The 22,657-nt window shown below is 69.2% G+C and carries 21 protein-coding genes; 15 read left to right on the top strand and 6 right to left on the bottom strand.

Features of this window, described 5'->3' with window-relative positions; translation table 11 throughout:
- The first annotated feature begins 1 nt into the window (after nucleotide 1).
- The 4 genes from BOSE125_RS13115 to BOSE125_RS13100 are packed head-to-tail and all read left to right on the top strand — an operon-like array spanning nucleotide 2 to nucleotide 3,291.
- Nucleotides 2-847 (top strand): SDR family NAD(P)-dependent oxidoreductase, encoded by an 846-nt coding sequence (locus BOSE125_RS13115; protein WP_159553201.1) that lies wholly within the window; start codon nucleotides 2-4, stop codon nucleotides 845-847.
- Between the two features lie 30 nt (nucleotides 848-877).
- Complete coding sequence (locus BOSE125_RS13110) at nucleotides 878-1,657, top strand: SDR family NAD(P)-dependent oxidoreductase (protein ID WP_159553199.1); 780 nt, start codon at nucleotides 878-880, stop codon at nucleotides 1,655-1,657.
- 1 nt (nucleotide 1,658) lies between these two features.
- Nucleotides 1,659-2,567: a sugar phosphate isomerase/epimerase gene (locus BOSE125_RS13105; protein WP_159553197.1), complete on the top strand. Its 909-nt coding sequence runs from the start codon at nucleotides 1,659-1,661 to the stop codon at nucleotides 2,565-2,567.
- A gap of 37 nt (nucleotides 2,568-2,604) precedes the next feature.
- Nucleotides 2,605-3,291, top strand: coding sequence for an NrtR DNA-binding winged helix domain-containing protein (locus tag BOSE125_RS13100; RefSeq protein WP_159553195.1), 687 nt, complete (start codon nucleotides 2,605-2,607; stop codon nucleotides 3,289-3,291).
- A 2-nt stretch (nucleotides 3,292-3,293) separates the two neighbouring features.
- On the opposite strand, the gene BOSE125_RS13095 is transcribed toward BOSE125_RS13100, so the two are convergent.
- Entirely contained in the window at nucleotides 3,294-3,749 is a 456-nt protein-coding gene (locus BOSE125_RS13095) for an Lrp/AsnC family transcriptional regulator (protein ID WP_159553193.1), read from the bottom strand.
- A 117-nt stretch (nucleotides 3,750-3,866) separates the two neighbouring features.
- Between BOSE125_RS13095 and BOSE125_RS13090 the strand changes: the two genes are divergently transcribed.
- Together BOSE125_RS13090 and BOSE125_RS13085 are read left to right on the top strand one after the other, a co-directional pair.
- Nucleotides 3,867-4,478: a LysE family translocator gene (locus tag BOSE125_RS13090; protein ID WP_236558002.1), complete on the top strand. Its 612-nt coding sequence runs from the start codon at nucleotides 3,867-3,869 to the stop codon at nucleotides 4,476-4,478.
- A gap of 213 nt (nucleotides 4,479-4,691) precedes the next feature.
- Nucleotides 4,692-5,804 (top strand): NAD(P)-dependent alcohol dehydrogenase, encoded by a 1,113-nt coding sequence (locus BOSE125_RS13085; RefSeq protein ID WP_159553189.1) that lies wholly within the window; start codon nucleotides 4,692-4,694, stop codon nucleotides 5,802-5,804.
- 88 nt (nucleotides 5,805-5,892) lie between these two features.
- Here BOSE125_RS13085 and BOSE125_RS13080 read toward each other — a convergent pair whose 3' ends face one another.
- The 3 genes from BOSE125_RS13080 to BOSE125_RS13070 form a co-directional block, all read right to left on the bottom strand.
- Nucleotides 5,893-6,909: a sugar phosphate isomerase/epimerase gene (locus tag BOSE125_RS13080; protein ID WP_159553187.1), complete on the bottom strand. Its 1,017-nt coding sequence runs from the start codon at nucleotides 6,907-6,909 to the stop codon at nucleotides 5,893-5,895.
- A 70-nt stretch (nucleotides 6,910-6,979) separates the two neighbouring features.
- Nucleotides 6,980-8,128 (bottom strand): Gfo/Idh/MocA family protein, encoded by a 1,149-nt coding sequence (locus tag BOSE125_RS13075; RefSeq protein ID WP_201301208.1) that lies wholly within the window; start codon nucleotides 8,126-8,128, stop codon nucleotides 6,980-6,982.
- Between the two features lie 123 nt (nucleotides 8,129-8,251).
- Nucleotides 8,252-9,295, bottom strand: a complete 1,044-nt coding sequence (locus BOSE125_RS13070; protein ID WP_159553185.1) for a substrate-binding domain-containing protein — start codon at nucleotides 9,293-9,295, stop codon at nucleotides 8,252-8,254.
- A 151-nt stretch (nucleotides 9,296-9,446) separates the two neighbouring features.
- Here BOSE125_RS13070 and BOSE125_RS13065 point away from each other — a divergent pair, with 151 nt between their 5' ends.
- The 3 genes from BOSE125_RS13065 to BOSE125_RS13055 all read left to right on the top strand — a co-directional run bounded on the left by BOSE125_RS13065 (nucleotide 9,447) and on the right by BOSE125_RS13055 (nucleotide 13,315).
- The gene (locus tag BOSE125_RS13065) at nucleotides 9,447-10,967 is read left to right on the top strand and encodes a sugar ABC transporter ATP-binding protein (protein ID WP_159553183.1); all 1,521 of its coding nucleotides are present in this window, start codon (nucleotides 9,447-9,449) and stop codon (nucleotides 10,965-10,967) included.
- Complete coding sequence (locus BOSE125_RS13060) at nucleotides 10,964-12,034, top strand: ABC transporter permease (RefSeq protein ID WP_159553181.1); 1,071 nt, start codon at nucleotides 10,964-10,966, stop codon at nucleotides 12,032-12,034. Before BOSE125_RS13065 ends, BOSE125_RS13060 begins: the two co-directional genes overlap by 4 nt.
- A 63-nt stretch (nucleotides 12,035-12,097) precedes the next feature.
- Nucleotides 12,098-13,315 carry an ROK family transcriptional regulator gene (locus tag BOSE125_RS13055; protein WP_159553179.1) on the top strand — a complete coding sequence of 406 codons (1,218 nt, stop codon included), beginning with the start codon at nucleotides 12,098-12,100 and terminating at the stop codon, nucleotides 13,313-13,315.
- Nucleotides 13,316-13,615: 300 nt separating this feature from the next.
- Here BOSE125_RS13055 and BOSE125_RS13050 read toward each other — a convergent pair whose 3' ends face one another.
- Nucleotides 13,616-14,362: an IclR family transcriptional regulator gene (locus BOSE125_RS13050; RefSeq protein WP_159553177.1), complete on the bottom strand. Its 747-nt coding sequence runs from the start codon at nucleotides 14,360-14,362 to the stop codon at nucleotides 13,616-13,618.
- A 178-nt stretch (nucleotides 14,363-14,540) separates the two neighbouring features.
- Here BOSE125_RS13050 and BOSE125_RS18260 point away from each other — a divergent pair, with 178 nt between their 5' ends.
- The 4 genes from BOSE125_RS18260 to BOSE125_RS13030 are packed head-to-tail and all read left to right on the top strand — an operon-like array spanning nucleotide 14,541 to nucleotide 18,822.
- Nucleotides 14,541-15,905, top strand: coding sequence for an NAD(P)-binding domain-containing protein (locus BOSE125_RS18260; RefSeq protein ID WP_371300597.1), 1,365 nt, complete (start codon nucleotides 14,541-14,543; stop codon nucleotides 15,903-15,905).
- Nucleotides 15,905-17,254, top strand: a complete 1,350-nt coding sequence (locus BOSE125_RS13040) for a TRAP transporter large permease subunit (protein ID WP_159553175.1) — start codon at nucleotides 15,905-15,907, stop codon at nucleotides 17,252-17,254. Before BOSE125_RS18260 ends, BOSE125_RS13040 begins: the two co-directional genes overlap by 1 nt.
- Before the next feature lie 9 nt (nucleotides 17,255-17,263).
- Complete coding sequence (locus BOSE125_RS13035) at nucleotides 17,264-17,512, top strand: hypothetical protein (RefSeq protein ID WP_159553173.1); 249 nt, start codon at nucleotides 17,264-17,266, stop codon at nucleotides 17,510-17,512.
- A 20-nt stretch (nucleotides 17,513-17,532) separates the two neighbouring features.
- Nucleotides 17,533-18,822 (top strand): aminotransferase class I/II-fold pyridoxal phosphate-dependent enzyme, encoded by a 1,290-nt coding sequence (locus BOSE125_RS13030; RefSeq protein ID WP_159553171.1) that lies wholly within the window; start codon nucleotides 17,533-17,535, stop codon nucleotides 18,820-18,822.
- A 27-nt stretch (nucleotides 18,823-18,849) separates the two neighbouring features.
- Here the strand turns inward: BOSE125_RS13030 and BOSE125_RS13025 are convergent, their stop codons facing one another.
- Nucleotides 18,850-19,782, bottom strand: a complete 933-nt coding sequence (locus BOSE125_RS13025) for a LysR family transcriptional regulator (RefSeq protein WP_159553169.1) — start codon at nucleotides 19,780-19,782, stop codon at nucleotides 18,850-18,852.
- A 158-nt stretch (nucleotides 19,783-19,940) separates the two neighbouring features.
- On the opposite strand from BOSE125_RS13025, the gene BOSE125_RS13020 reads away from it, so the two are divergent.
- Entirely contained in the window at nucleotides 19,941-21,233 is a 1,293-nt protein-coding gene (locus BOSE125_RS13020; RefSeq protein WP_159553167.1) for an SRPBCC family protein, read from the top strand.
- Nucleotides 21,230-22,657: a flavin reductase family protein gene (locus tag BOSE125_RS13015; RefSeq protein WP_159553165.1), complete on the top strand. Its 1,428-nt coding sequence runs from the start codon at nucleotides 21,230-21,232 to the stop codon at nucleotides 22,655-22,657. The genes BOSE125_RS13020 and BOSE125_RS13015 overlap by 4 nt, the downstream gene beginning before the upstream one ends.

Below are 22,657 nucleotides of genomic sequence, written 5' to 3'. Positions count from 1 at the left end.
CATGACGTCCACCACTGAACATGCCCGACCCGCCCACGGAACCGACCGGCTCCTCGATCTGTTCTCGATGCGCGACGACATCGTCGTGGTCACCGGGGCCTCGAGCGGCATCGGCCGCGCCGCGGCCGAGATCTACGCCGACGCCGGCGCGACCGTCGTTGTCCTCGGCCGGGACCAGCGCCGGCTGGACGAGGTCAGGGACGCGATCGCCGCCACCGGGGGCACGACCCACGCCTACGCTGCCGACCTGGCCGCGCCGGGCGCCGTCGACGAGGTGCTGGAGCGGATCGTGGCGGAGGTGGGCCGCCCGACGGTGGTGGTGGCCAATGCCGGTATCGCTGGTGGCGGCAGCTACCGCACGGAGGGCGGGGCCATCGGCCGGTACACGGACGAGGAGTGGCGGGACGTGGTGGCCACCAACCTCAACGGCACCTTCGAGACGGTCCGCGCCGCCGCCCGCGTCCTGCCGGACCACGGCCGGATCCTGGTGACCTCCTCCACCGCCGGGCTGCGCACCGACCCGATGGTCTCCTACGCCTACGGCGCCACCAAGGCCGGGATCATCAACCTTGCCCGGCAGGCCGCCCTGGAACTCGCACCCCGCGGGATCCGCGTCAACGTCATCGCCCCCGGCCCCTTCAAGGGCACCCGGATCGGCGGGGACGCCGTGCTGGACGAGGCCGGTGAACGGATGTGGGAGGAGACCATCCCGCTGGCCCGGATGGGAACCATGGCGGAGATCCAGGCCCCGATGCTCTTCCTCGTGGCACCGGGCAACTCGTTCGTCACCGGCGCTGTCCTGGCCGTGGACGGTGGGGCGCTGGCCCTCTCCCACGGCATGTTCTGACCGATTTCCCCTTCGACCCAAGGAGTATCCATGACCACCCTGACGGACAAAGTCCTGCTCATCACCGGCGGAGCGAGCGGCATCGGCCGCGCCACCGTGCGCCGCTGCGCCGAGAAGGGCGCCAAGGTGGTCGTGGCAGACCTGAACCTCGATGGCGCCAAGGCGGTGGCCGACGAGGTGGCGGCGGCCGGAGGCACAGCGCACGCCGTGGCCGTCGACGTCTCGGACTTCGCCGCCGTCGAGCAGGCCGTGCAGTCCGCCGTGGACGCCTTCGGACGCCTGGACGGCATCTTCAACAACGCGGGGATCGCCGGCGGCAAGCCGCTGCTGGACCATGACCCCGAGCGGGACTACCACCCGATGATCCGGATCGACCAGGACGGCGTGTACTACGGCATCCTGGCCGCGGCCCGGCAGTTCGTGAAGCAGGGCGGCGGCGGGGTCATCGTCAACACGTCCTCCATCTACGGCGAGCAGGCTGCTGAATTGTCCTTCACCTACAGTGCCGCCAAGGCCGCCGTCATCTCCTTCACCCGCTCGGCCGCCTACGAACTGGCCGAACACGGAACGCGCGTGCTGGCGATCACCCCGGGGCGCGCGAACACCGCGATCATCCAGCAGTTCCCCCAGCACCTGCGGGACCTCTTCGCCTCCGAGCAGCTGCGCAACGTCATGACCGAGCCGGAGGAGATCGCGAACGTGGTGGCCTTCCTGTTCTCCGAGGAGTCCAACGCCATGAACGGCACCGTGGTGAACGTGGATGACGGCTACTCGGTGTTCAAGCACCGCTTCGAGCTCCCGGAGTTCTGAGATGGCTATGCCGCTGACGAATCCGGCCGCGGACACCTCGGTAGCCGCGGAGGCCCGCCAGGCCACCCGGCTGCGGGTGGACCTGGCCTGCCAGAGTGCGGCCTTCACCACGGACCCCTTCAGCGAAGAGTTCACTCGCTCCCTTCCGGTCCTGCAGGACGCTGGATACCGGCGCGTGGTGCTCGGCCCGCTGGACCCGTCCAGCCGGGGCATCGAGGCGCTCGGACAGCGGATTCACGACGCCGGCCTGGTCCCCATCACGATGGCCGTCCAGTCCCCGGAGGCGAACGTCATGTCCGACGAGCCGACCGTGCGCCGGCGTGGTTTCGACCAGCTTCGCCGGTTCGTGAACATGACGATGCGGATGGGCGGGGACCAGCTCAACGGGGTGCCCTACGGCGTCCACGGTGACACCACCGCCCGGCCGGCGGAGGGAGCGCTCGCCCACACGGCGCAACTGGTGGGTGACGTGGCTGATGAGGCCGCCGCCGCCGGGATCCTGATGACCTTCGAGGTGGTCAACCGGTACGAGACCTCCGTGCTGAACACGGCGGCCCAGGCCGTGCGGTTCGTGGAGCTCTCCGGTTCGAGGAACCTGAAGATCCACCTGGACACCTTCCATATGGCCATCGAGGAGAAGGACCTGCTCGGGTCGGTGGCCCACGCCCTGCCGCACCTCGGGTACCTGGAGTTCGGGCAGTCCTCCCGCGGACTGCTTTCCACGGGTTCCCTGGACCTGTCCCGGATCCTGAAGGAGGTCCAGGCCCTGGGCTATGCGGGGAGGTTCGGCGTGGAGGGGTTCAGCCGTGCCGTCATGCAGGAATCGGTGGCCGATGCGCTGAAGATCTGGGACACCACCTTCCGCACGGGCGAGGAGTTCGTCCGTGACGCTGCCGCCCTCTTCGCCTGACGTGGGCCCCGCCCGCGGGCTGGATAGATTGGGAGGCATGTCCCCGGAACGCGATGACCTGCTGGCCTATCCCCGCCCGTCCGTGGCGGCCGACGTCGTGCTCCTGACCGTGGCCGACGGTGAACTGAACGTGATCCTGCGGAAGCGGGACCAGGGAAGCCATGCGGGGGAGTGGATGCTGCCGGGCACCATGCTGCGCGAACGCGAGCGGCTGGGTGACGCGGTGCTGCGGTGCCTGGACACGCGGATGCACATCCAGGGCCGCTCCCCGAGACAGCTCCATGTCTTCGACGATCCCGGGCGGGACGAACGCGGCTGGGTCCTCACCGTCACCCACCTGGACGTGCTGCCGTTGTCCGAGCTGACACTGGGGCTGGAGCACGGCCATGGCCAGCTGCGGCCGGTCTCCGAGGTCCACGGCCTGCCCTTCAGTCATGACGAGATCATCGCGTGGGCCGTGAAGATGGTGCGCTGGGAGTACGGCCAGGCCCCGGACCCGTGGAACCTCCTGGACTCCCAATTCACCATGACCCAGCTTCGTCAGGCCCATGATGCCGTGGCGGGAACCGTCCATCAGAAGGACACCTTCCGGCGGACCATGGAGCCGCTCCTCGAGGCACTCGAGGAGCGGGCCGTGCCGCCGGGTGGCAACGGACTGGGCCGTCCGGCCCGGATCTACCGGAAACGCCCGGACGGGTATCAGCCCGTCCTGATCATGGCCTAGTGCTACGGGATCGGGAGTGTCTCCCCGCTGCGGATTCTCTTCATGACCATGGTGGAGCCCAGGCGCTGGACGCCGGGCAGGCTGCCGAGGGCGGTGTCGTAGAGCTGCTGGTAGGCGGCCAGGTCTGGGGTAAGGATGCGCAGGAGGTAGTCCGGCTCGCCGAAAAGCCGCTGTGCCTCGACGATCTCCGGGATCTCCCGCGCGGCGGCCTCGAACGCGCCGACGGTCTCGACGTCGGTACGCCCCATGGTGACGAAGACGATGGCCTCGAAGTGCAGCCCGATGGCCTCCGGGGAGACCACGGCTCGGTAGCGCTCGATCGCCCGTGACTGCTCGAGGTCCTTGAGCCGGCGGTGGCAGGCGGAGAGGCTGAGGCCGACTTTCTGGGCCAGCACGGTGGCGCTCATGCGCCCGTCCTCCTGCAGGAGGGAGAGGATCTCCCGGTTGATCGCGTCCATGCCGGAAAGTATTCCACCCTAGAGGTGATTTCGCGAGGGAATTCGAAGCACATCTCGCCCGATTCTCCGTACGATCTACAGCCAGGAGAAGGGGAGGGCAGTATGGATGCGGCATTGATGGCACAGTTCTGGCTCGTGGCGGTGCTGCTCGCGCTGACGCCGGGGGCCGACTGGGCGTATGCGATCTCCGCCGGCCTGCGCGCTCGGTCCGTGGTGCCCGCCGTGGCCGGCATGGTCACCGGTTACGCCCTCGTGGTGACCCTGGTGGCCGTGGGTGCCGGTGCCCTCGTGACTCAGTACCCCGCGGCCCTGACCGTGCTGACCCTGGCCGGATCGGTGTACCTGCTCCACCTCGGGATCACCACTCTGGCCGCACGGACCGAGCCGCCCTCCGCCAGCGCCGAGCCACTGGGGACCGGCCCGCTATCCCAGTTCCTCCGGGGCGCCGGGACCAGCGGGATCAACCCGAAGGGGCTGCTGTTGCTGCTCGCGCTCCTGCCCCAGTTCACGTCAGGGGGCGGTGCCTGGTCCTCGACAGCCCAGATGTTCACCCTGGGCAGCCTGCACGTGGCCAACTGCGCGGTCATCTACCTCGTGGTGGCCCTGCTGGCGAAGCGGATCCTCCGCTCGCGGCCCCGCATCAGCGCCGCCGTGGTCAAGGTCGCCGGGATCCTGATGACCCTGATCGGGGCCAGCATCCTCGTCGAGCAGGGGCTGGCTGTCCTCTGAGGGGCCTCAGCCGCACAGGGGTGCCCTGCTGCCTGAAGGAGTGACGTTGCCCGAACAGTACGGTCGTTCCACGTGGCGAGAGCGACTGGTCCGGCACCAGCCCCCTCGATACCCTGACAAATGAACCCAGGGCGGTCTTTCCGGGGTGCCACACGGTTCCGCGTAGCTGCGGAGAAGACGGCCGCCAAAACAGGTTGATCAGGAGACTCCGCCGTGAAGATCGAAGCACTGGTTGTCGAAGAGAAGAACGCCCCCTTCGTCCGGGAGGAGCTCGAACTCGAGCAGCCGGGCCCCGGTGAGGTCCTGGTGCGGGTGGTGGCCTCCGGGGTGTGCCACACGGACGCCATCACCCAGGCAGGGGACATGCCCCTGCCGTTGCCCGGCGTGCTCGGCCATGAGGGCTCGGGGGTGGTGGAGGCCGTCGGCGAAGGCGTGGACTCGGTGGCGGTGGGGGACCACGTCATCATGGGCTGGCCCTACTGCGGCCAGTGCCGGAACTGCCGCCGTGGCGAACACCGCTACTGCGACCTGCTCGGTCCGGCGGTGGCCAGCGGACAGCGGTTCATCGGGCCGCAAGCCGGAACCTCCGCGTATTCCCGTGTGGATGGATCCACGCTGTCCGGGCACTTCTTCGGCCAGTCCTCCTTCGCGACCTATGCACTGGCCAACGCGAATGCCCTCGTGACCGTGGATCCGGAGGTCCCACTGGAGTTGGTGGGCGTGCTCGCCTGCGGCATCACCACCGGTGCGGGTGCCATCCTGAACACCGCCCGTCCCGCCGCCGGGGAGTCCGTGGTCATCTACGGCGCGGGGGCGGTGGGACTCGCGGCGATCATGGCGGCCCGCAACACCCCGGCCACCACGATCATCGCCATCGACCTGCACGAGTCCCGCCTGGACTTGGCCACCCGGTACGGCGCCACCCACATCATCAACTCGGGGCGGGAGAATGCACTGGAGCGGATTCTGGAAATCTGCGGCGGTCCCGCGGACTATGCCGTGGACTGCACCGGGGTGGTGGCGGTGATCGAGGAGGCCGCCGAGGCGGTCGGGATGCTCGGCACGCTGATCCTGATCGGCGGGGCGCCGGCCGAGGCCCGGTTCAGCCTGGATCACCAGCGGACCCTGTGGGGCAAGCACGTGGTCGGCACCCTGGGCGGCTCCGGGACCTCGCAGGACCTGATCCCCGCCCTGATCGCGCTGTACCAGCAGGGCCGGTTCCCGTTCGACGAGCTGGTCCGGTACTACGACTTCGACCAGGTGGACCAGGCCTTCGCCGACTCCAAGTCCGGCGAGACCATCAAACCGGTACTGCGGATCGGCTGACTCCCAACCAGGGATCACGGCCGCGCCACCTGTCGATTCTTTCGGCGTGTCTCGACGGGTAGCGCGGTCGTGATCTGGGGGATCCGGGTCAGGAGCCGGACGGTCGGCGTTGCTCGAACGCCGCGTCGAAGGACGCGGACGGTGCCGGGAAGTCCAGCTTCCTCAGCACTGCGAGGGCCTCCGGTGCTCCGTGCAGCCGGTCCATCCCGGCGTCCTCCCATTCGATCGAGATGGGGCCGTCGTAGCCGATCGATGCCAGCGCGCGGAACGCATCCTCCCACGGCACATCACCTCGTCCCACCGAGACGAAGTCCCAGCCGCGCCGCGGGTCACCCCACGGCAGATGTGAGCCGAGCACGCCATTGCGTCCTCCACCCATCCGCATCCGCGTGTCCTTGCAGTCCACGTGGTAGATCCGGTCGGCGAAGTCGGAGATGAACGCCACCGGATCGATCCCCTGCCACATCATGTGGCTCGGATCCCAGTTCAAGCCGAACGCCTCACGGTGACCCACGGCTTCCAGCGTCTTGACCGTCGACCAGTAGTCGTAGGCGATCTCGGTCGGATGCACCTCATGGGCGAAGCGCACCCCGCACTCGTCGAAGACATCCAGGATGGGGTTCCACCGGTCGGCGAAGTCCCGGTAGCCTGCCTCGATGACCTCCCCCGGCACGGGCGGGAACAGGGTCACGTACTGCCAGATCGAGGACCCTGTGAATCCGACGACGGTGTCCACTCCCAGCCGCCGGGCCAGCCGTGCGGTGTTCTTGAGCTCCTCGGCCGCCCGCTGGCGGACGCCCTCCGGATCGCCGTCCCCCCATACCCGGTCGCCGACGATCGCCTGGTGGCGGAAGTCGATCGGATCGTCGCAGACCGCCTGACCCGTCAGGTGATTCGAGATGGCCCAGACCCTCAGTCCATATCGCTCCAGGATGCCCAGGCGGTCAGCGATGTAGTCGTCATCCTCCCAGCGCCAGGCATCGAGGTGTCCGCCGGAAACCGCGATCTCCAGTCCGTCGTAGCCCCAGCCGGCCGCGAGGCGGGCGACGTCTTCGAGGGGCAGGTCGACCCATTGGCCGGTGAACAGGGTGTAGTTGCGTGCCATCCGGTTGCTCCTTCGGTGCGGTGTTCTGCGGTGGGGTTCTGCGGTGCGGCTCGGTGCTGCGGCGCCGCTGCTAGCCGGTCGCGGTCCAGGCGCTGCCGTGCTCCGCGCTGCGCTGGACGCCGTCCAGGACGCGCTGCACCTGGTATCCATCGGCGAAGGAGGGCTCGGGCTGCCGGCCTTCGGTGATGGCCTCGGTGAAGTCCCGGGCCTGGTGCACGAAGCCGTGCTCGTAGCCGAGCGCGTGGCCGGTGGGCCACCAAGCGGACATGTAGGGGTGCTCGGGCTCGGTGACCATGATGTCGGTGAAGCCCTGGCGGGTGCCCGGGGCGGTCGCGTCGTAGAAGCCCAACGAGTTGTAGTTCTCCAGGTCGAACGCGATCGCGCCGAGGGACCCGGAGACCTCGATGCGCAGGGAGTTCTTGCGTCCGGTGGCCATGCGGGTGGCCTCGAAGGAGCCGATGGCGCCGCCGTCGAATCGCGCGGTGAACAGCGCGGCGTCGTCCACGGACACCCGGCCGCGCTCTGACGCCGAGTCCGGGAGTGGCCGTTCCCCGACGAACGTGTTCAGGATGCCGCTCACGCCGGCCACCTTCTGCCCCGTGATGAACTGAGACAGGTCGACGGCATGGGCACCCAGGTCACCAAGCGCGCCGGAGCCGGCATGCTCCTTCTGGAGCCGCCACGTCAGGGGCGCGTCGGCGTCGTACAACCAGTCCTGCAGGTAGGCGGCACGGACCTGGCGGACCTCGCCGATCGCACCCGAGCGGACGAGGTCACGGGCGAAGGCCGCGGCCGGCACCCGGCGGTAGGTGAATCCGACCATGGCGAAGACGTTCGCCCCGGTCTGCTCCGCGGCCTCGGCCATCGCCGCGGCCTCCTCAAGGGTGTTCGCGAGTGGCTTCTCGCACAACACGTGCTTGCCGGCTTCCAGGGCGGCGATGGCTATCTCGGCGTGGGAGCCGCCGGGGGTCACGATGTCCACCACGTCGATGTCCTCCCGCTTGACGGCCGACCGCCAATCCGTGGAGGTCTCCGCCCACCCCCACCGGGCGGCAGCGGCCTCGACGCCGGCGGCGTGGCGGCCCACCAGCAACGTCATCTCCGGACGGGCGGACAGATCGAAGAACCGGGGCGCCACCCGCCACCCCTGCGAATGGGCGGCTCCCATGAAGCCGTGCCCGATCAGGGCGATCCTCAGGGGCGGTGCGGGATGGGGCATGGTTTCTCCTGCGGGGGCATCGGCTCGATGGGAGATGGATGACGGATGGATGACGGCTCGTTGATGGCCGCATGCGGGGCGGGGTGTTCCACCGGGGAACGCCACGCCCCGCAACGGATGGCTCTAGGACTCGAACGCGGTGGGGAGGTACTCCTCGACGTTCTCGCTGGTGACCACCGGGGCGTTCAGGACGATCCGCTTGGGGACCTCGACCTCCACCAGGTCGCTCATGGCCTTGTCCTGGGCGATCAGTCGCGCCAGCCGGACGCCGTCGGCGGCCTGGGTGGACGGGTAGATCACCGTGGCCTGGAGGACGCTTTCACCGGACTGGATCTCCCGCATGGCATTGGCGGAACCGCCGCCGCCGACCATGATGAACTCGTCACGGCCGGCATTGTCGATGGCGGACAGCACGCCGATGCCCTGGTCATCGTCATGGTTCCAGAGGGCATCGATCTCCGGGGCGGCCGCTAGCAGCTGGGACGTGGCGGCCTCGCCTCCCTGGACCGTGAAGTCGGCGGCGACTCGGTTGTCCACGTCGAGGCCGCAGGACTCCAGGGCGTCGGCGAAGCCCTGGCTGCGGTCCTGGGTCAGCGGCAGGGAGTCGATACCGGCGACCTCCGCGACGACGGCATCCGGTGTGTCACTCATCTGCTCGCAGATGTAGTTGCCGGCGCTCTGGCCCATGCCGTAGTTGTCTCCGAGGATCGTCGTGCGGGCCGCTGCCGGGCTGGAGAACTCGCGGTCCACGTTGACCACGGGGATCCCGGCCTCCATGGCCTTGGTGGCGACGGCCGTGAGGGCGGCACCGTCGGTGGGGAGCAGGACGATGGCATCCACGCCGTCGTTGATGAACTGCTCGACCTGGCTGATCTGCAGGTTGGCGTCGTTGGTGCCCTCGGCCACGCGGAAATCGATGTCACCGTACTGCTCGGCCTCGGCGGTGGCGGCGGCGTTGATGGCTCCGAGCCAGCCGTGGTCCGCCGCGGGGCCCGAGAAGCCTACGACCACGGTCTCGCCCTCCTCGGTGTTGCCCTCCACCGAGGCATTGGTGGGCTGGGTGCTGTCACCGGCTGATCCGGATGAGCAGCCGGTGACGAGTGCACCGACCGCCAATATGGCGCCGGTGGTGACGAGCATTGACCGTCCGATACGAACTGCGAGCATGTCTCTCTCCTCGATGAGTGGGTGCGTGTGCGTCGGGGGAGCCTGCTTCCAAGAGACGGCTCATCGACGTGATGTGAGTCACAATAACAGAACCATGGGAGAAATCGACGCCCTTGTACCGATGATCGACGTAATGTGTTAGCTTCGTCACATGTCGGAACATGATCAGGCGTCGCCGCTGCTGGAGGTGCGCGGACTCTCCAAGCGCTTCGCCGCCGTCCAGGCGCTCAAGGGAGTCGACCTCGACGTGCGTGCCGGAGAGGTCCACTGCGTCATGGGCCAGAACGGGGCCGGCAAGTCCACCCTCATCAAGACGCTCTCCGGCGTACATCGACCGGATGAGGGCGAGATCCTCTGGGAGGGCCGTGCCGTCGAGCTCGAGAGCCCCGCCACAGCGCTGGACCTCGGCATCGCCACGATGTACCAGGAGCTCGACGTGGTCGGCGGGCTGACCATCGCGGAGAACATCTTCCTGGGCCACGAGCGGTCGACCGGGGGCGTGTTGCACGTGAAGAGGACCAACGCGGCCGCGCGGTCCCTCCTGCAGCGGCTGGGCCATGGCGGCCTCTCCCCGTCGCGGGAGGTCGGCTCGCTCTCCGCCGCGAACCAGCAGATCGTCAGCATGGCCCGCGCGCTCTCGCGGGACACCAAGCTGATCATCATGGATGAGCCCAGTGCCATCCTGGACTCCGGCGAGGTCCAGAACCTGTTCCGGGTGATCCGCGAGCTCACGGCCCAAGGCATCGCCGTCGTCTACATCTCGCACCGCCTGGAGGAGATCCGCCAGATCGGGGACCGCATCTCCGTCATCAAGGACGGCCGCAGCACCGCGAACGGCCTCCATGTCACCGAGACCCCGAAGGCGGAGCTGATCAGGCTCATGACCGGCCGCGAGGTCGCGAACGTGTTCCCGCCGCGGAAGCCCGTCGCGGCCGATGCCCCCGTGGCGCTCGAGGTGGACGGCCTGGAGCTGCAGGGTCACTTCGAGCCGGTCAGCTTCATGGTCCGCGCCGGCGAGATCCTCGGACTCGCCGGACTGGTCGGCTCACAGCGCTCGGAGATCATCGAGACCATCTACGGCGCCCGGAAGGCGACCGCCGGACGCGTCAGCGTGAACGGCCGGAGGCTCACGCCCGGCTCGGTCAGCGCGGCCGTGGACGCCGGCATCGGCCTGTCCCCCGAGGAGCGCAAGAGCCAGGGGCTCATCCTGGACGAGCCGCTCTACCGGAACGTGACCCTCTCCACCTTCGGACGCTTCGCACGGGCGGGCCTGCTCGACGAGTCGGCCGAACGCCAGGCGGCGCGGGAGCAGATCGACGCCCTGGAGCTGCGCCCAGCCGATCCCGACCGCCCGGCACGGACGCTCTCCGGCGGCAACCAGCAGAAGATCCTCCTGGCCCGGTGGCTGGTGCACGGAACCCCGGTGCTCCTGCTGGATGAGCCGACCCGTGGCGTGGACGTGGGCGCCCGTGCGGAGATCTATACGCTCATCCGGCGGCTCGCCGCAGCCGGCACCGCCATCATCGTCATCTCCAGTGAGATCGAGGAAGTCCTCGGTCTGGCCGACCGCGTGCTCGTCATCGACGACGGTCGCGTCCTCGCGGAGTCCGACGCCAACGAAATCGACGAGCACGGAGTGCTCGACCTCGTCATGAAGGGAAGTGCCGCGTGAGCGAGCAGAAGACACCCGTGGCCGATCGGCGTCCGGCCCCGGCCTCCAGTCACGGCGCCCCCGGCAGCAGGACCCCCGGACGGAACCTCCTCCACGGCTCCGGTGCCCGCAGCCTGGGGCTGGTCATCGCCCTGGCCGCGCTCGTCGCCATCGGCCTCATCACCAGCGGAGAGAGGTTCCTGGCGGTCGAGAACATCCTCACCATCCTGCGCCATGCCTCGATCATCGGCGTGATCAGCATCGGCATCACCTTCGTGATCACGGCCGGCGGCATCGACCTCTCCGTCGGCTCGGTCATGGGCCTGACCACGGTGGTGGCCAGCCTGGCCAGCGTCCAGCTGGCCGCCACGCAGTCCACGTGGCTGGTGATGGTGCTCGTGGCGCTCCTCGTGGGCGGGATTGCCGGACTCGTGAACGGCGTGATCATCGCCTACGGAAACGTGGTGGCCTTCATCGCCACCCTCGCCATGCTGGTGGCCGCGCGTGGACTCGCCGAGCTCATCTCCGGGCGCAGGACGCTGATCGTGAACAACGGGGACTTCCTGGACTTCATGCGCGCCGATTTCCTGGGCGTCCCCGTGCTGGTCTGGATCTTCGCCCTCGTGGCCGCGGCCGGTTGGTTCCTGCTCAACCGCACCACGTTCGGCCGCCGCACCGTCGCGATCGGCGGCAATCTCGAGGCATCACGCCTGGCCGGCGTCAAGGTCAAGCGCCACCTCGTCTACCTCTATGTCCTGGCCGGGCTCGCGGCCGGCATTGCCGGGCTCATGATGATGGGCCGCACGACGGCCGGCACCTCCACACACGGCCTGCTCTACGAGCTGGACGCGATCGCCGCCGTGGTGGTGGGCGGCACCCTGCTCATCGGCGGTCGCGGCACCATCATGGGCACCGTGCTCGGCGTGCTGATCTTCAGCACCCTGACCAACGTGTTCACGCAGAACAACATGGATACGTCCGTCCAGGCGCTGGCGAAGGGCCTCATCATCGTGGTGGCCGTCCTCCTGCAGCAACGCTTCGCCGCCCGCAATGAGCGCCGGGCCACGGCCAAGCCGCTCAAGGTCTAGGGTGATCCGCGCGAAGGGAGGACCAGTGAATCGTTGCGTCGAGACGTATGCTGTAATGAGTCGATGAACGACATAAGCAGGTTCGATGGGCTGGACGGATCGGGCGGATCGGGCGCCAGCGAATTGTTCCAGATCCTGCGGGACGGACACCCCCGCACGAGGACCGAGCTGGCGGAGCGCATGGGACTGTCCCGGTCCACGGTGACCCTCCGCATCGAGGCGCTGATGGAGCTGGGCCTGGTCGGCTACGTCGACGAGGCGGTCCCCACCGGCGGCCGCCCGTCCTCACGCATCGCCCTGCAGGCAGGCAGCAAGGTGGTTCTCGGCGTGGACATCGGCGCGTCCCACCTGCGGCTGGCCGTGACGGACCTCGCCGGCCACCGCCTCCGGGAGACCACCCGCACCATCGCGGTGGCGCAAGGCCCTGAAGTAGTGCTGCAGGCCGTTGTCGAACTCGCCACCGGACTCCTCGGGGAGTCGGAGCGCACCACGGGCGACCTGCTGGCGATCGGCGTCGGCGTCCCCGGCCCCGTGGAACACCGCACCGGCCGGCCCATCAATCCACCGATCATGCCCGGCTGGAACGGTTTCGATGTCCCCGGATTCCTGCAGGACCACTTCCACGTGCCGGTCCTGGTGGACAATGACGTCAACATCATGGCCCTCGGCGAGCGCAACGTCGCCTGGCCGCAGGTGGACGACCTGATGTTCGTGAAGGTGGCCACGGGCATCGGCGCCGGCATCGTCGCCAGCGGCCGGCTCCAGCGAGGTGCGGACGGCGTGGCCGGGGACATCGGCCACATCCGCGTGCACCGTGGCGGCGGTGTTCCCTGTCACTGCGGCAACCTGGACTGCCTGGAAGCCGTGGCCTCCGGCCCGGCGGTGGCCACACAACTGCGCGCGCAGGGTCTGGACGCCCATACGGGCGAGGACGTGGTGCGTCTGGTTCAAACCGGTCACACCGAGGCGGTCCATGCGGTCCGGCAGGCGGGGCGGGACGTCGGCGAGGTCCTGTCCGCCTGCATCAGCCTCATCAATCCGTCCGTGATCGTGGTCGGCGGCTCCATGACCCTGACCGGCGAGCACTTCATCGCGGGCATCCGCGAGGCGGTGTACTCCCGGACCGTCCCGCTGGCCACGCAGCACCTGCAGATCGTCCAGTCGGGCTCCGGGCTGGACGCCGGCGTCCTCGGCGCCAGCATGCTGGCCATCCACCACGCCATGTCCCCGCAGCGGATCGACGCCATGGTCAACGGGCTCACGGCACCGGCCGCCGGCTGATTCATAGGGGCGTGATGCCCAGGTGCCAGCTCCCAGCCTCCAACACTCGGCACCTCCCGGCTGGGATGACCGGCCAGTACTGACGGGCCCATCAGGAACAGCGTGACCGCGCTGGGGGCGGCGCTGAGGACCAGGTGGACCGCGGCGAGGCCGATCAGTCCCGGCGCCGCGGCCCCGCCGATCAGTAATTACAGCCAGGTGCGCCAGCCCGCAGCCACCGTGCCGCGGGTGCCGTGTCATGGGTCCAGGGTGCCCTGCTCGGGCTGCGAGGCGATTGACCCGGGGCAGGAGCCGTCAGGGCTACATCTGTTCGCCGATGTTGCGGGCCGCTGACATCAGGTGGGGCCGTAGCTCCATGACCTGGTCTCCGGTGAGCGTGTCGTCATGGGCCACGATGTTGACGACGCCGCACAGGACCCCGTCCGGGGACCAAATGGGAGCCGTGAGGCTCACGGTCCCGTGGTGCCGCTCGGAGATGCTCAAGTGGTATCCCAGTGACCTGACGGTGGCCAGTTCGCCGGCCAGGTCCTCGGAGGTCTGGATCCGACCGTCCGCGAGTGTCGTCTCGGCCTCATCCTCCACTGCCTGGCCGTCCTCGGCGGACTGATAGGCGAGCAGCACCTTGCCTCCGCCGCGGGTGAGTTCGAGGCGCTGGCCGATCGGGAGCTGGTACCTCATCGGGTGGGGCGCATCCACCCGGCAGGTCAGCACCCGGGTGTCCCCGGTGCGCACGTAGAGCGAGGAGGTGAGCCCCGTGGCGTCGGTGAGGCCCTGGAGGACCGGGAAGGAGACCACGCTGAGGCGATCCTGGAGCGTGAAGGCCCGCGCCAGCGAGAGCACGGAGGGGCCCACGGTGTACCCGGCGTCCTGCACCCGGAGGTAGCCGCGGTGCACCAGAGTGGCGGCCAGCCGCTGGGTGGTGGCCAGGTGCAGGCCGGTCTGCCGGGCGATCTGACTCAGCTTCACCGGGCTGCGCACCGTGCTGACGTAGTCCACGATGTCCAGCGACCGTTCTACCGTGCGCCCCCGGTTGTTGCTCTCCGCCATGCCCTGCTCCTCACCGTACGGACCTCTGGCCTCCCATTGTGGCAAGAAATCTCGCCCATGGCCTCCAACTCTCATTCAATGATTCGTGCTTGACATCACAGTGATATGTAACACTAAGATGCACAAGGACTCTCGCAGAGTGAGAGTAAATATGCCACTAACGATAGGAGATGTCATCGTGCGAGTAGCGGTGTTGGGTTTGGGTGAGGCGGGGAGGACCTTCGCCGAGGGGTTCGCCCGCACGGGTCACGAGGTCTCGGGGTATGACCCGGCGGAGGTGGCGGTGAACCCCTCGGTGCACCGCCGACCGTCGATTGCCCAGGCCGTCGACGGGGCGGAAGTGGTGCTGAGTCTGACGACGGCGGCGCACGCGGTCGCCGCGGCGCAGGAGGCGGCGCCGCACCTGGGACGGGACGCCGTGTACATCGACCTGAACTCCGGTTCCCCCCGGCTCAAGGAGCAGGTGCGGGACGCCCTGTCCGGGACCGGAGAGCCTGGCGCGGAGGTCGTCGACGGGGCGGTCATCGGCTCGGTGCGGCGGTTCGGGGAACGGGTCCAGGTGCTGCTGGCCGGCCCGGCCGCCGAGGAGGCCCGCCGGCGACTGGTGGAGCTGGGCGGCAATCCGGAGACGGTGGGGACGGACCTCGGTGCGGCCTCCAGCCGGAAACTGTTGCGCAGCGTCTTCATGAAAGGCCTGGGCGCGTTGGTCAGCGAGTCGATGGACGCGGCGGACCGCGCCGGCGAGTCTGACTGGATGGGCGAACAGATCGCCGTGGCCCTGGCTGACGGTGACGCCGGTCGTGACCGTCTACGATCGGGGACCATGCTCCACGCCGCCCGCCGGGGCCGAGAACTCGCGGACAGCCTCACGGGGCTGGACGGGCCAGCGTCCGATTGGCCGGTGACCAGCGGTGCCCGCGAATACCACCTGCGCGCCGCCCGTACCTCAGACGGGGACCTGGTGGAACGGCTCGCGGCCATTCCCACCGCGGCCCTGGGCGACGCCGGCGACCGGCTGGGCCTGATGACCTCCCGGATCAAGCCCGTCTGGGAGGCGCCAGCCGTGGCCGGACGGGCATTGACCGTCTGGACCCGGCCGGGGGACAACGCGGCCGTGCACCGCGCGCTGGACGCAGCCCGGGCGGGGGACATCCTCGTGGTGGCCGCCGGCGGCCACGCCGAACGAGCTTTGATGGGCGAGCTCATCGCCGAGCGCGCGGTCTCGAAAGGAATCCGTGCCTTCATCACGGACGGCGCAGTCCGCGACGCCCGGGAGCTGGCGGAGATCGGCTTCCCGGTCTGGGCTGCCGGAATTTCACCCGCCGGCCCCTACAAGGACGGCCCCGGCCGAACCGAGGTACCCGTGTCCATCGGTGGAGTCGTGTGCCAGCCCGGTGACTACGTGGTCGCCGACTCCGACGGCGTGATCGTGGTCCCCTCCGCTGAAGTCGAATCCGTCCTGCGCCGCGGCCAGGCCGTCCTGGCCGACGAGGAACGCCGCCGGGACGAGATTCTCCGCCGCCGTGGGAAGGCTGGTTCCTGATGCCGACCGCACTGATCGCCCTCGCTGTCTTCATCTCGGTCATCGTCATCTGGAACGTGCTGGTCAAGCGCAACATGGGCGAGGCAATGATTCTCGGTTTCCTGGCGACCCTGCCGTTCGCGGGCATGGATGCACCGGCCGTCGCCGTGGAGTCCATGGTGGAGGCCACCGAGTCGGAAGTCCTCTACGCCGCGGCCGGATTCGTGTTCATGACGTACTTCGTCGAACGCGTCGGGGTCATCGGCAAACTCGTGAAGATCCTGTCCTCCGCACTCGGACGAGTCCGCGGAGGTCCCGCCTTCGTGGACGTTGCGGCGTCCGGGGTCATGGGGGCGCTCGCCGGGGGCTCGAACACCGGCAACGCTGCCGCCTCGGGCTCGATCACCGGCCCCTGGATGGTCAAATCCGGCTGGAAGCGGTCCCGGGCGGCCACCGTGATCGCCGGGAACGCCGGACTGGGCGCGGCCCTGCCGCCGAGTGCGTCGATGATCATCATGATCGGCTTCGCCGGTTCCATGGTGACCACCAGCCAGGTCTACCTGGCACTGCTGGTGGCGGGCCTGTACCAGGTGGTGTGGCGGGTCATCCTGACCTTCTGGTTCGTCCACCGGGACGGCGTGCGGCCGGAGGTCGCCGAGGACCACGTCACCCTGCGCAGCGCACTCCGAACCGGCTGGCCCTCCACGCTGATCTTCCTGGGCGCCCTCGTGCCGATCCTGGTGACCGTCGGCCCCCTGGCCGACGCGCTCCTCGCCTCGGGCGGGTACGGGGAATCGCTCGACTCCATCTCCTTGATCGTCTGGATCCCCGTCCTGATCATCGCGATCAGCGCCATCGTGGGCTGGCGAGAGCTGCCCCGGACGCTGCGGGGCTGGTGGGAGCTGATGCGGGACAGCGTGCCGCACTTCTTCACCATCGGGGTGCTGCTGTACTTCGCGATCTCCGCCAGCGAGGTCCTCGACCGCCTCGGCCTGGCCGAGGACGTGGACAGCATCGTCAGCGGACTGGACATCCCTGTCTGGCTCCTCGTGAGCCTCGTGGGTGCCCTGGTGGTCCTCGTGGCCGGGCCGCTGTCCTCGACGGCCACGCTCTCGGCCGTCGGCCAGGTCTCCCTCGTCACCCTCGTCGGAGCGGGGGTGGACCCCCTCCTGGCGGTCATCGCCATGCTGGTCTTCGCCTCCACCGAGGGTGCCTCACCCCCGGCCTCCGGCTCCATCTTCGTGGCCAGCGGCATCACCGGCGCCAAACCGGAGAGCACCTTCATCCCCCTGGTGATCTACTACGTCCTGCCGATCACGGCCCTGGGAATCCTCATCGCCTTGGGCATCGTCCCCGTCCCCATCAGTTAGGAGCACTCCGTGCGCAAGACACTCAACAAGGCCTTCACCGGCCTGTACACCGTGGCCATGACCCTGTTCCTCGGCCTGGCCTTCCTTCTGGTTCTGACGCAGATCGCCGGCCTGGTCACCGCTCAGGCAGGGTGGATCGAGGGCGCCTCGGACTATCTGCTGCGCCCGGCCATCGTGGCCGCGGTCGTGGCGGGCGTGCTCGGGTTCGGCGTCTACAACGTCCAAGGCATCCCGGAGACCGAGGAGGACAGGGACTGACCCATCGCTAGGCTCGGGTCATGACCGACGAGCGCCCCGCCCCTGCCGCTTCCACCGCCCGCCCCCTCGGCCCCTCCTCGCGCTCGCAGGTCCCGGACTTCCAGGTGATGACCATCCTCGGGAGGGTCGCCGAACTGCGGGCCGCTGGAGCCGACGTCGTGAGCCTGTGCGCCGGGGAACCCGGCGGCGGGGCGCCCACCGCGGTCAACGCGCGGGCGGCGGAGGTGCACGCCTCCGGGCGGGCGCTGAACTACACGCCGACGCTGGGCATCGCCCCGCTGCGGCAGGCCATCGCGGCGCACTACGGGCGCTGGTACGGCCTGGACGTGGACCCCGCGCGGGTGGCCGTGACCACCGGCTCCTCCGGCGCGTTCATGCTCGGCTTCCTCGCCGCCTTCAACCCGGGGGACCGCGTGGCCATGGCCCGCCCCGGCTATGCCGCCTACCGCAACATCCTCGCCGCGCTCGGCTGCCAGGTGGTGGAGCTCGACGCCGGCCCGGCCGTGCGCTTCCAGCCCACCCCCGCGCTCCTCGAGGAGGCGGAGGCCGTGCACGGTCCGCTGGCCGGATTGATCCTCGCCTCCCCGAACAATCCGACCGGGACCATGGCCACCCGGCAGGAGATGGCCGCGCTGGCGCGGTGGTGCTCCGGTCGCGGGGTGCGGCTGGTCTCGGACGAGATCTACCACGGGGTGACGTACGGGTCTTCCAGCACCGCAGGTGACGGTGCCGCGGGAGGTGACGCGGCCGGCGTCGTGCGCGGGGTCTGTGCGGGGGAGTATTCGGCGGAGGCCCTGGTGATCAGCTCCTTCTCCAAGTACTGGGGGATGCCGGGCTGGCGGATCGGGTGGATGCTGATGCCGGAGGACCTGGCGCCGGCGGTCAGCGGGCTCTCCGGCTCGGTGTCCCTGTGCCCGCCGGCGGCCGCGCAGTACGCGGCGGTGGAGGCCTTCACGGAGCAGTCCTACGTGGAGTGCGACGTCCAGGTCGCCGGGTTCGCCCGGGCCCGCGCCCTGGTGCTGGAGAACCAGGGCCGGCTGGGCTGGACCGATGCCGCGCCCGCGAACGGCGCCTTCTATTTCTGGGCGAAGCCAGGGGAAGCGATGCTGGCGCGGTACGGCACCTCCACGGCCTACTGTGAGGCACTGCTGGAGCGGGCGCACGTGGCGCTGACGCCGGGCACGGACTTCGACACGGCGCACGGCGAGGAGTACGTGCGGCTGTCCTTCGCGGCCGGCGAGCGGGACGTGGCGGAGGCGATCGAGCGGATCGTGGCGTTCCAGCAGGACTCCTCGCCGGGTGCGGAGTAGCCGGCCTGGGGAATCGGGGACTCGGGGTTAGGGATTCTCCGCCAGGCGCTCCGAGAGCAGGCGCCGGGCGGCATCCTTCAGGTGGGCCAGGGAGGCAGCGATGATGGGAGCGGTCGCCGTGCCCCGGCGTACTGCGGCGAGGATCCGCCGCGTCGGCCGCGCCGGACCTGAGATGGGCACGCGCCGCACATTCTCGGCCCCCGCCAGGCTCGCCAGGCGCGGCACCAGGCCGAGGCCCATCCCGGCCCCGACGAGAGCCGTCGTCGTCTCCCACTCGGTCACCTCGTGCTGGACCTTCGGGTTCACGCCGGCCGCGGTGAATGCAGCGGAGAACAACGCGCGGTAGGCGGTACCCGGCGCGTCCGTGATCCAGACCTCCCCCACGAGTTCGTGCAACGAGACGGAGGATCTTGCGGCCAAGCGGTGCTTCAGCGGCAGCATGACGTCCAGCGGATCGTCGAGCAGCGGCGTCTCCTCGACCCTTGCATCGGCGCCGACGTCGGCCTCGGCCTCGGTGGCCACGACGACGGCGAGATCGATCCGCTCCGCGAGGAGGAGGTCCAGGCACCGCGACGGGCTCGCCTCGACCACCCGCACGGTGACCTTAGGCTGTGTGGCCTGCAGCTCCGCCGCGAGCGGGACGAGCAGACTGGAGGCCGCGGTCGAGAAGCCGCCCAGGCCGAACTCGATGGGCGTGGCTCCGGCGACGGACGCCATGGTGGAGGTGATGCGGTCGCACTCTTCAACCAGACCGTCCGTCTGCTCGACGAGGTAGCGCCCGGTGGCCGTGAGGTGTAGCCCGCGGCCCTCCTTCAGCAGCAGGCGCATGCCGAGTGACTGCTGAAGTTCGCGCAGCTGTGCCGAGACGGCAGACGGGGAGTAACCGGTGAGCTCCGCCGTCGCCGCGATGCTGCCACAGGAGGCGAACGTCCGGAGGGTGAGGAGGCGTCGATCGATCATGCACCAATATTGCACGGTTCCTGCCACTTTTCCGTGCTTTTTATTGCAGGGTTCAGGTCGTTACGATCGATGTGTCACTGATCACAGCACCGTAACGGATGCAACCCGCTCGGCCCGCAGCACCACCCCGATCCCCGCAGACTCGAGGAACCAGTACCGTGACCCTTGCCGTGAACTCCAGCGTTACCCGCGGCCGCCTCGCCCCCACCGCGGAGCAGACGGCCCAGTTGCGCCTCCTGCTCAACGAACGCCGCACCGGCTACTCGTTGGAGGCGCCGTTCTACACCGATCCTGAGATCTTCGCCGCGGACATGCAGGGCATCTTCGGCCGGCACTGGCTCTTCGCTGCCAGCCTCGCCGAGATCCCCGAGCCGGGTGACTACGTCACTGTGGACTACGGTCCGTACTCCCTGATCGTCCTCCGCACCGACGAGGGCGTGAACGTCCTGCACAACGTGTGCCGCCACCGCGGTGCCCGGGTCCTCCCGGAGAAGACGGGCAGCACCGGCAACCTGGTGTGCGGCTACCACTCGTGGACCTACTCGGCCGACGGGGACCTGATCCACGCCTCCTCCCCGGGCGAGACGTCCTTCGACAAGGCGTGCTTCGCGCTGAAGAAGGCGCACGGGCGGGTGGTCGCCGGGTTGGTGTTCGTCTGCCTGGCGGACGAGCCCCCCGCCGACTTCGACGAGGTCGGCGGGATCTTCGAGCCGTACCTGGCCCCGCATGAGATCGCCAGCGCCCGGGTGGCCTACCAACAGGACATCATCGAGGAGGGCAACTGGAAACTCGTGATGGAGAACAACCGGGAGTGCTACCACTGCGACGGCCACCCGGAGCTGGCCTGCTCCCTCTTCCCGACCTGGGGCCTCTCCGAGGGGATCGTCCCGCCCCACCTGGAGGACGTCTGGAACCGCAACATCGAGGCCGAGGACGCCCTGAGAGGACGCTGCACCCGCTACGGTCTGCCCTTCGAGGTGGTCGAGGAACTCGACACCCGCGTCACCGGCATCCGCATCTCCCGCGAGCCGCTCGACGGAGCGGGGGAGTCCTTCTCCGCCACCGGCCGCCGCCTGTCCAAGAAGCTGCTGGGTGACCTGCGGGACTTCCGGCTGGGCCGCTGCTCCATGCACCTGCAGCCGAACTCCTGGTTCCACCTGCTCTCCGACCACGTGATCACGTTCGCCGCGTTCCCGATCAACGAGCACCAGACGTTGGTGCGCACCACCTGGCTCGTGGCCGACGACGCCGTCGAGGGCGTGGACTACGACCTCGACGCGCTCACCCACACGTGGAAGCAGACGAACCTGCAGGACAAGAATTTCGTGGAGATGTGCCAGCAGGGGGCGTACAGTCCGGCCTACGAGCCCGGACCGTACATGAGGAGCGAGTACCAGGTGGAGGCGTTCATCAACTGGTACACCCAGCGCATGCGTGAGCACGTGGCATGACCGTCAGCACCACCCTCACCACGATCCCGGAGGTCCGGCGCCTCCGCGGCCTGGAGATGCCGTGGAACAGGGTGGTCCAGGCCTCCGCCGACCTGCCCTTCGCGGCGGCGGCCACGGCGCTGGCCCCCTGGTACCCGCAGGAGTTCCTCGCCGAGTGCGTCCAGACCATCCCCGAGGCCGGGGGCATGCTCACCGTGGTCATGCGCCGGACCGACGGCGCACCGCTCGCCTTCCGCTCCGGGCAGTACCTCAACATTGCCTTCCCCGTGAACGGTCCGGAGGCCGAGCCGGTCAACCGCAGCTATTCCCTCTCCAGCGCCCCGACGGAACCGTGGACCTTCGCCATCACCGTCAAGCACGAGGAGGGCGGCACGGTCTCGCCGTGGATTCACGAGAACATCCGGCCCGGGGCCGTGCTGGAGGTGCTCGGCCCCGTGGGGGCGTTCCACCTGCCCGACTACGACCGCCGCGCCCGGTACCTGTTCCTGGCCGCCGGGTCTGGTGTCACCCCGCTGATGTCGATGATCCGGACGATCCACTCCCTCCCGGCCAATGCCGACGTGATCATGCTGTATCACGGGGCCGCGCCGGGGACCTTCGCGTTCTCCCACGAGCTCGAGCATCTGGCCGCGGTCGACTCGCGGATCACCGTGTATTACTCGCTGGGCGACCGCAGCGTCCCTGGCACCTGGGAGGGCATGGTCGGGCGGCTCACCGCGGAGATGATCGAGACCGTGGTCCCCGACGCCAACGGGCGCAAGGTGTTCGCCTGCGGTCCGGAGGGGTACATTGACGTCGCCGCGGACCTGCTGACCAGAGTGGGCGTGGACGAGACGTCCATCTTCATCGAGTCCTTCTCCGGTACCCGTGAGACCGTGCTCGAGTATCGGGAGGAGGTGGCCCTCGCCGGCGGTATCGCCGAGGGGATGGCGGCCGCACAGGCTGCCGCCCAGGACGCCGCACGAGAGGCGGCCGGGGAGGTCCCGGCCGACGTCGTCGATCCGCCCACGGGTGCACTGGACCTCTACCGGATCGCGGAACTGAACATCCCCGTGGACGACGGCGGCGCAGCGGCCTCCTCGAGGCCGGTCACGTCGAGCCCGGCCGCACCGGAGGCGACCGGGCCGGCTGACCCGGCCACCTTCGAGGTGGTCGGGGAAGGCAGCCTGACGATGTCGTTCCTGCGCACCCGCCTGAACGTGCGCATCGACCCGCAGGCGAACGTCCTGGACGCCGCCCGGGAGGCCGGCGTGCGCATCGGGGCGAACTGCCGGGAGGGCATGTGCGGCTCCTGCAAGGTCGTCAAGGTCAGCGGTGAGGTGGACATGAATCACCAGGGCGGCATCCGGGCCCGCGAGATTGAGGCCGGCAAATTTCTGCCGTGCTGTTCGACGGCGCAGACCGACCTGGTCGTCGACGCCTAA

It is taken from the genome of Citricoccus sp. K5 (genome assembly GCF_902506195.1).
In the GTDB taxonomy this organism is placed as follows: Bacteria; Actinomycetota; Actinomycetes; order Actinomycetales; family Micrococcaceae; genus Citricoccus.
The sequence above is the reverse complement of the archived record's forward strand: the minus strand, read 5'-3'. Positions and strand labels throughout refer to the sequence as shown.

Bases quoted from the DNA above. Each gene is read 5' to 3' on its own strand.
- BOSE125_RS13075 (WP_201301208.1), bottom strand. From the start codon at position 8,128: ATGCCCCATCCCGCACCGCCCCTGAGGATCGCCCTGATCGGGCACGGC.
- BOSE125_RS13070 (WP_159553185.1), bottom strand. From the start codon at position 9,295: ATGCTCGCAGTTCGTATCGGACGGTCAATGCTCGTCACCACCGGCGCC.
- BOSE125_RS13100 (WP_159553195.1), top strand. From the start codon at position 2,605: ATGTCCCCGGAACGCGATGACCTGCTGGCCTATCCCCGCCCGTCCGTG.
- BOSE125_RS13050 (WP_159553177.1), bottom strand. From the start codon at position 14,362: ATGGCGGAGAGCAACAACCGGGGGCGCACGGTAGAACGGTCGCTGGAC.
- BOSE125_RS13095 (WP_159553193.1), bottom strand. From the start codon at position 3,749: ATGGACGCGATCAACCGGGAGATCCTCTCCCTCCTGCAGGAGGACGGG.
- BOSE125_RS13115 (WP_159553201.1), top strand. From the start codon at position 2: ATGACGTCCACCACTGAACATGCCCGACCCGCCCACGGAACCGACCGG.
- BOSE125_RS13090 (WP_236558002.1), top strand. From the start codon at position 3,867: ATGGCACAGTTCTGGCTCGTGGCGGTGCTGCTCGCGCTGACGCCGGGG.
- BOSE125_RS13065 (WP_159553183.1), top strand. From the start codon at position 9,447: ATGTCGGAACATGATCAGGCGTCGCCGCTGCTGGAGGTGCGCGGACTC.
- BOSE125_RS13025 (WP_159553169.1), bottom strand. From the start codon at position 19,782: ATGATCGATCGACGCCTCCTCACCCTCCGGACGTTCGCCTCCTGTGGC.
- BOSE125_RS13030 (WP_159553171.1), top strand. From the start codon at position 17,533: ATGACCGACGAGCGCCCCGCCCCTGCCGCTTCCACCGCCCGCCCCCTC.
- BOSE125_RS13105 (WP_159553197.1), top strand. From the start codon at position 1,659: ATGGCTATGCCGCTGACGAATCCGGCCGCGGACACCTCGGTAGCCGCG.
- BOSE125_RS13055 (WP_159553179.1), top strand. From the start codon at position 12,098: ATGAACGACATAAGCAGGTTCGATGGGCTGGACGGATCGGGCGGATCG.
- BOSE125_RS13015 (WP_159553165.1), top strand. From the start codon at position 21,230: ATGACCGTCAGCACCACCCTCACCACGATCCCGGAGGTCCGGCGCCTC.
- BOSE125_RS13080 (WP_159553187.1), bottom strand. From the start codon at position 6,909: ATGGCACGCAACTACACCCTGTTCACCGGCCAATGGGTCGACCTGCCC.
- BOSE125_RS13040 (WP_159553175.1), top strand. From the start codon at position 15,905: ATGCCGACCGCACTGATCGCCCTCGCTGTCTTCATCTCGGTCATCGTC.
- BOSE125_RS13110 (WP_159553199.1), top strand. From the start codon at position 878: ATGACCACCCTGACGGACAAAGTCCTGCTCATCACCGGCGGAGCGAGC.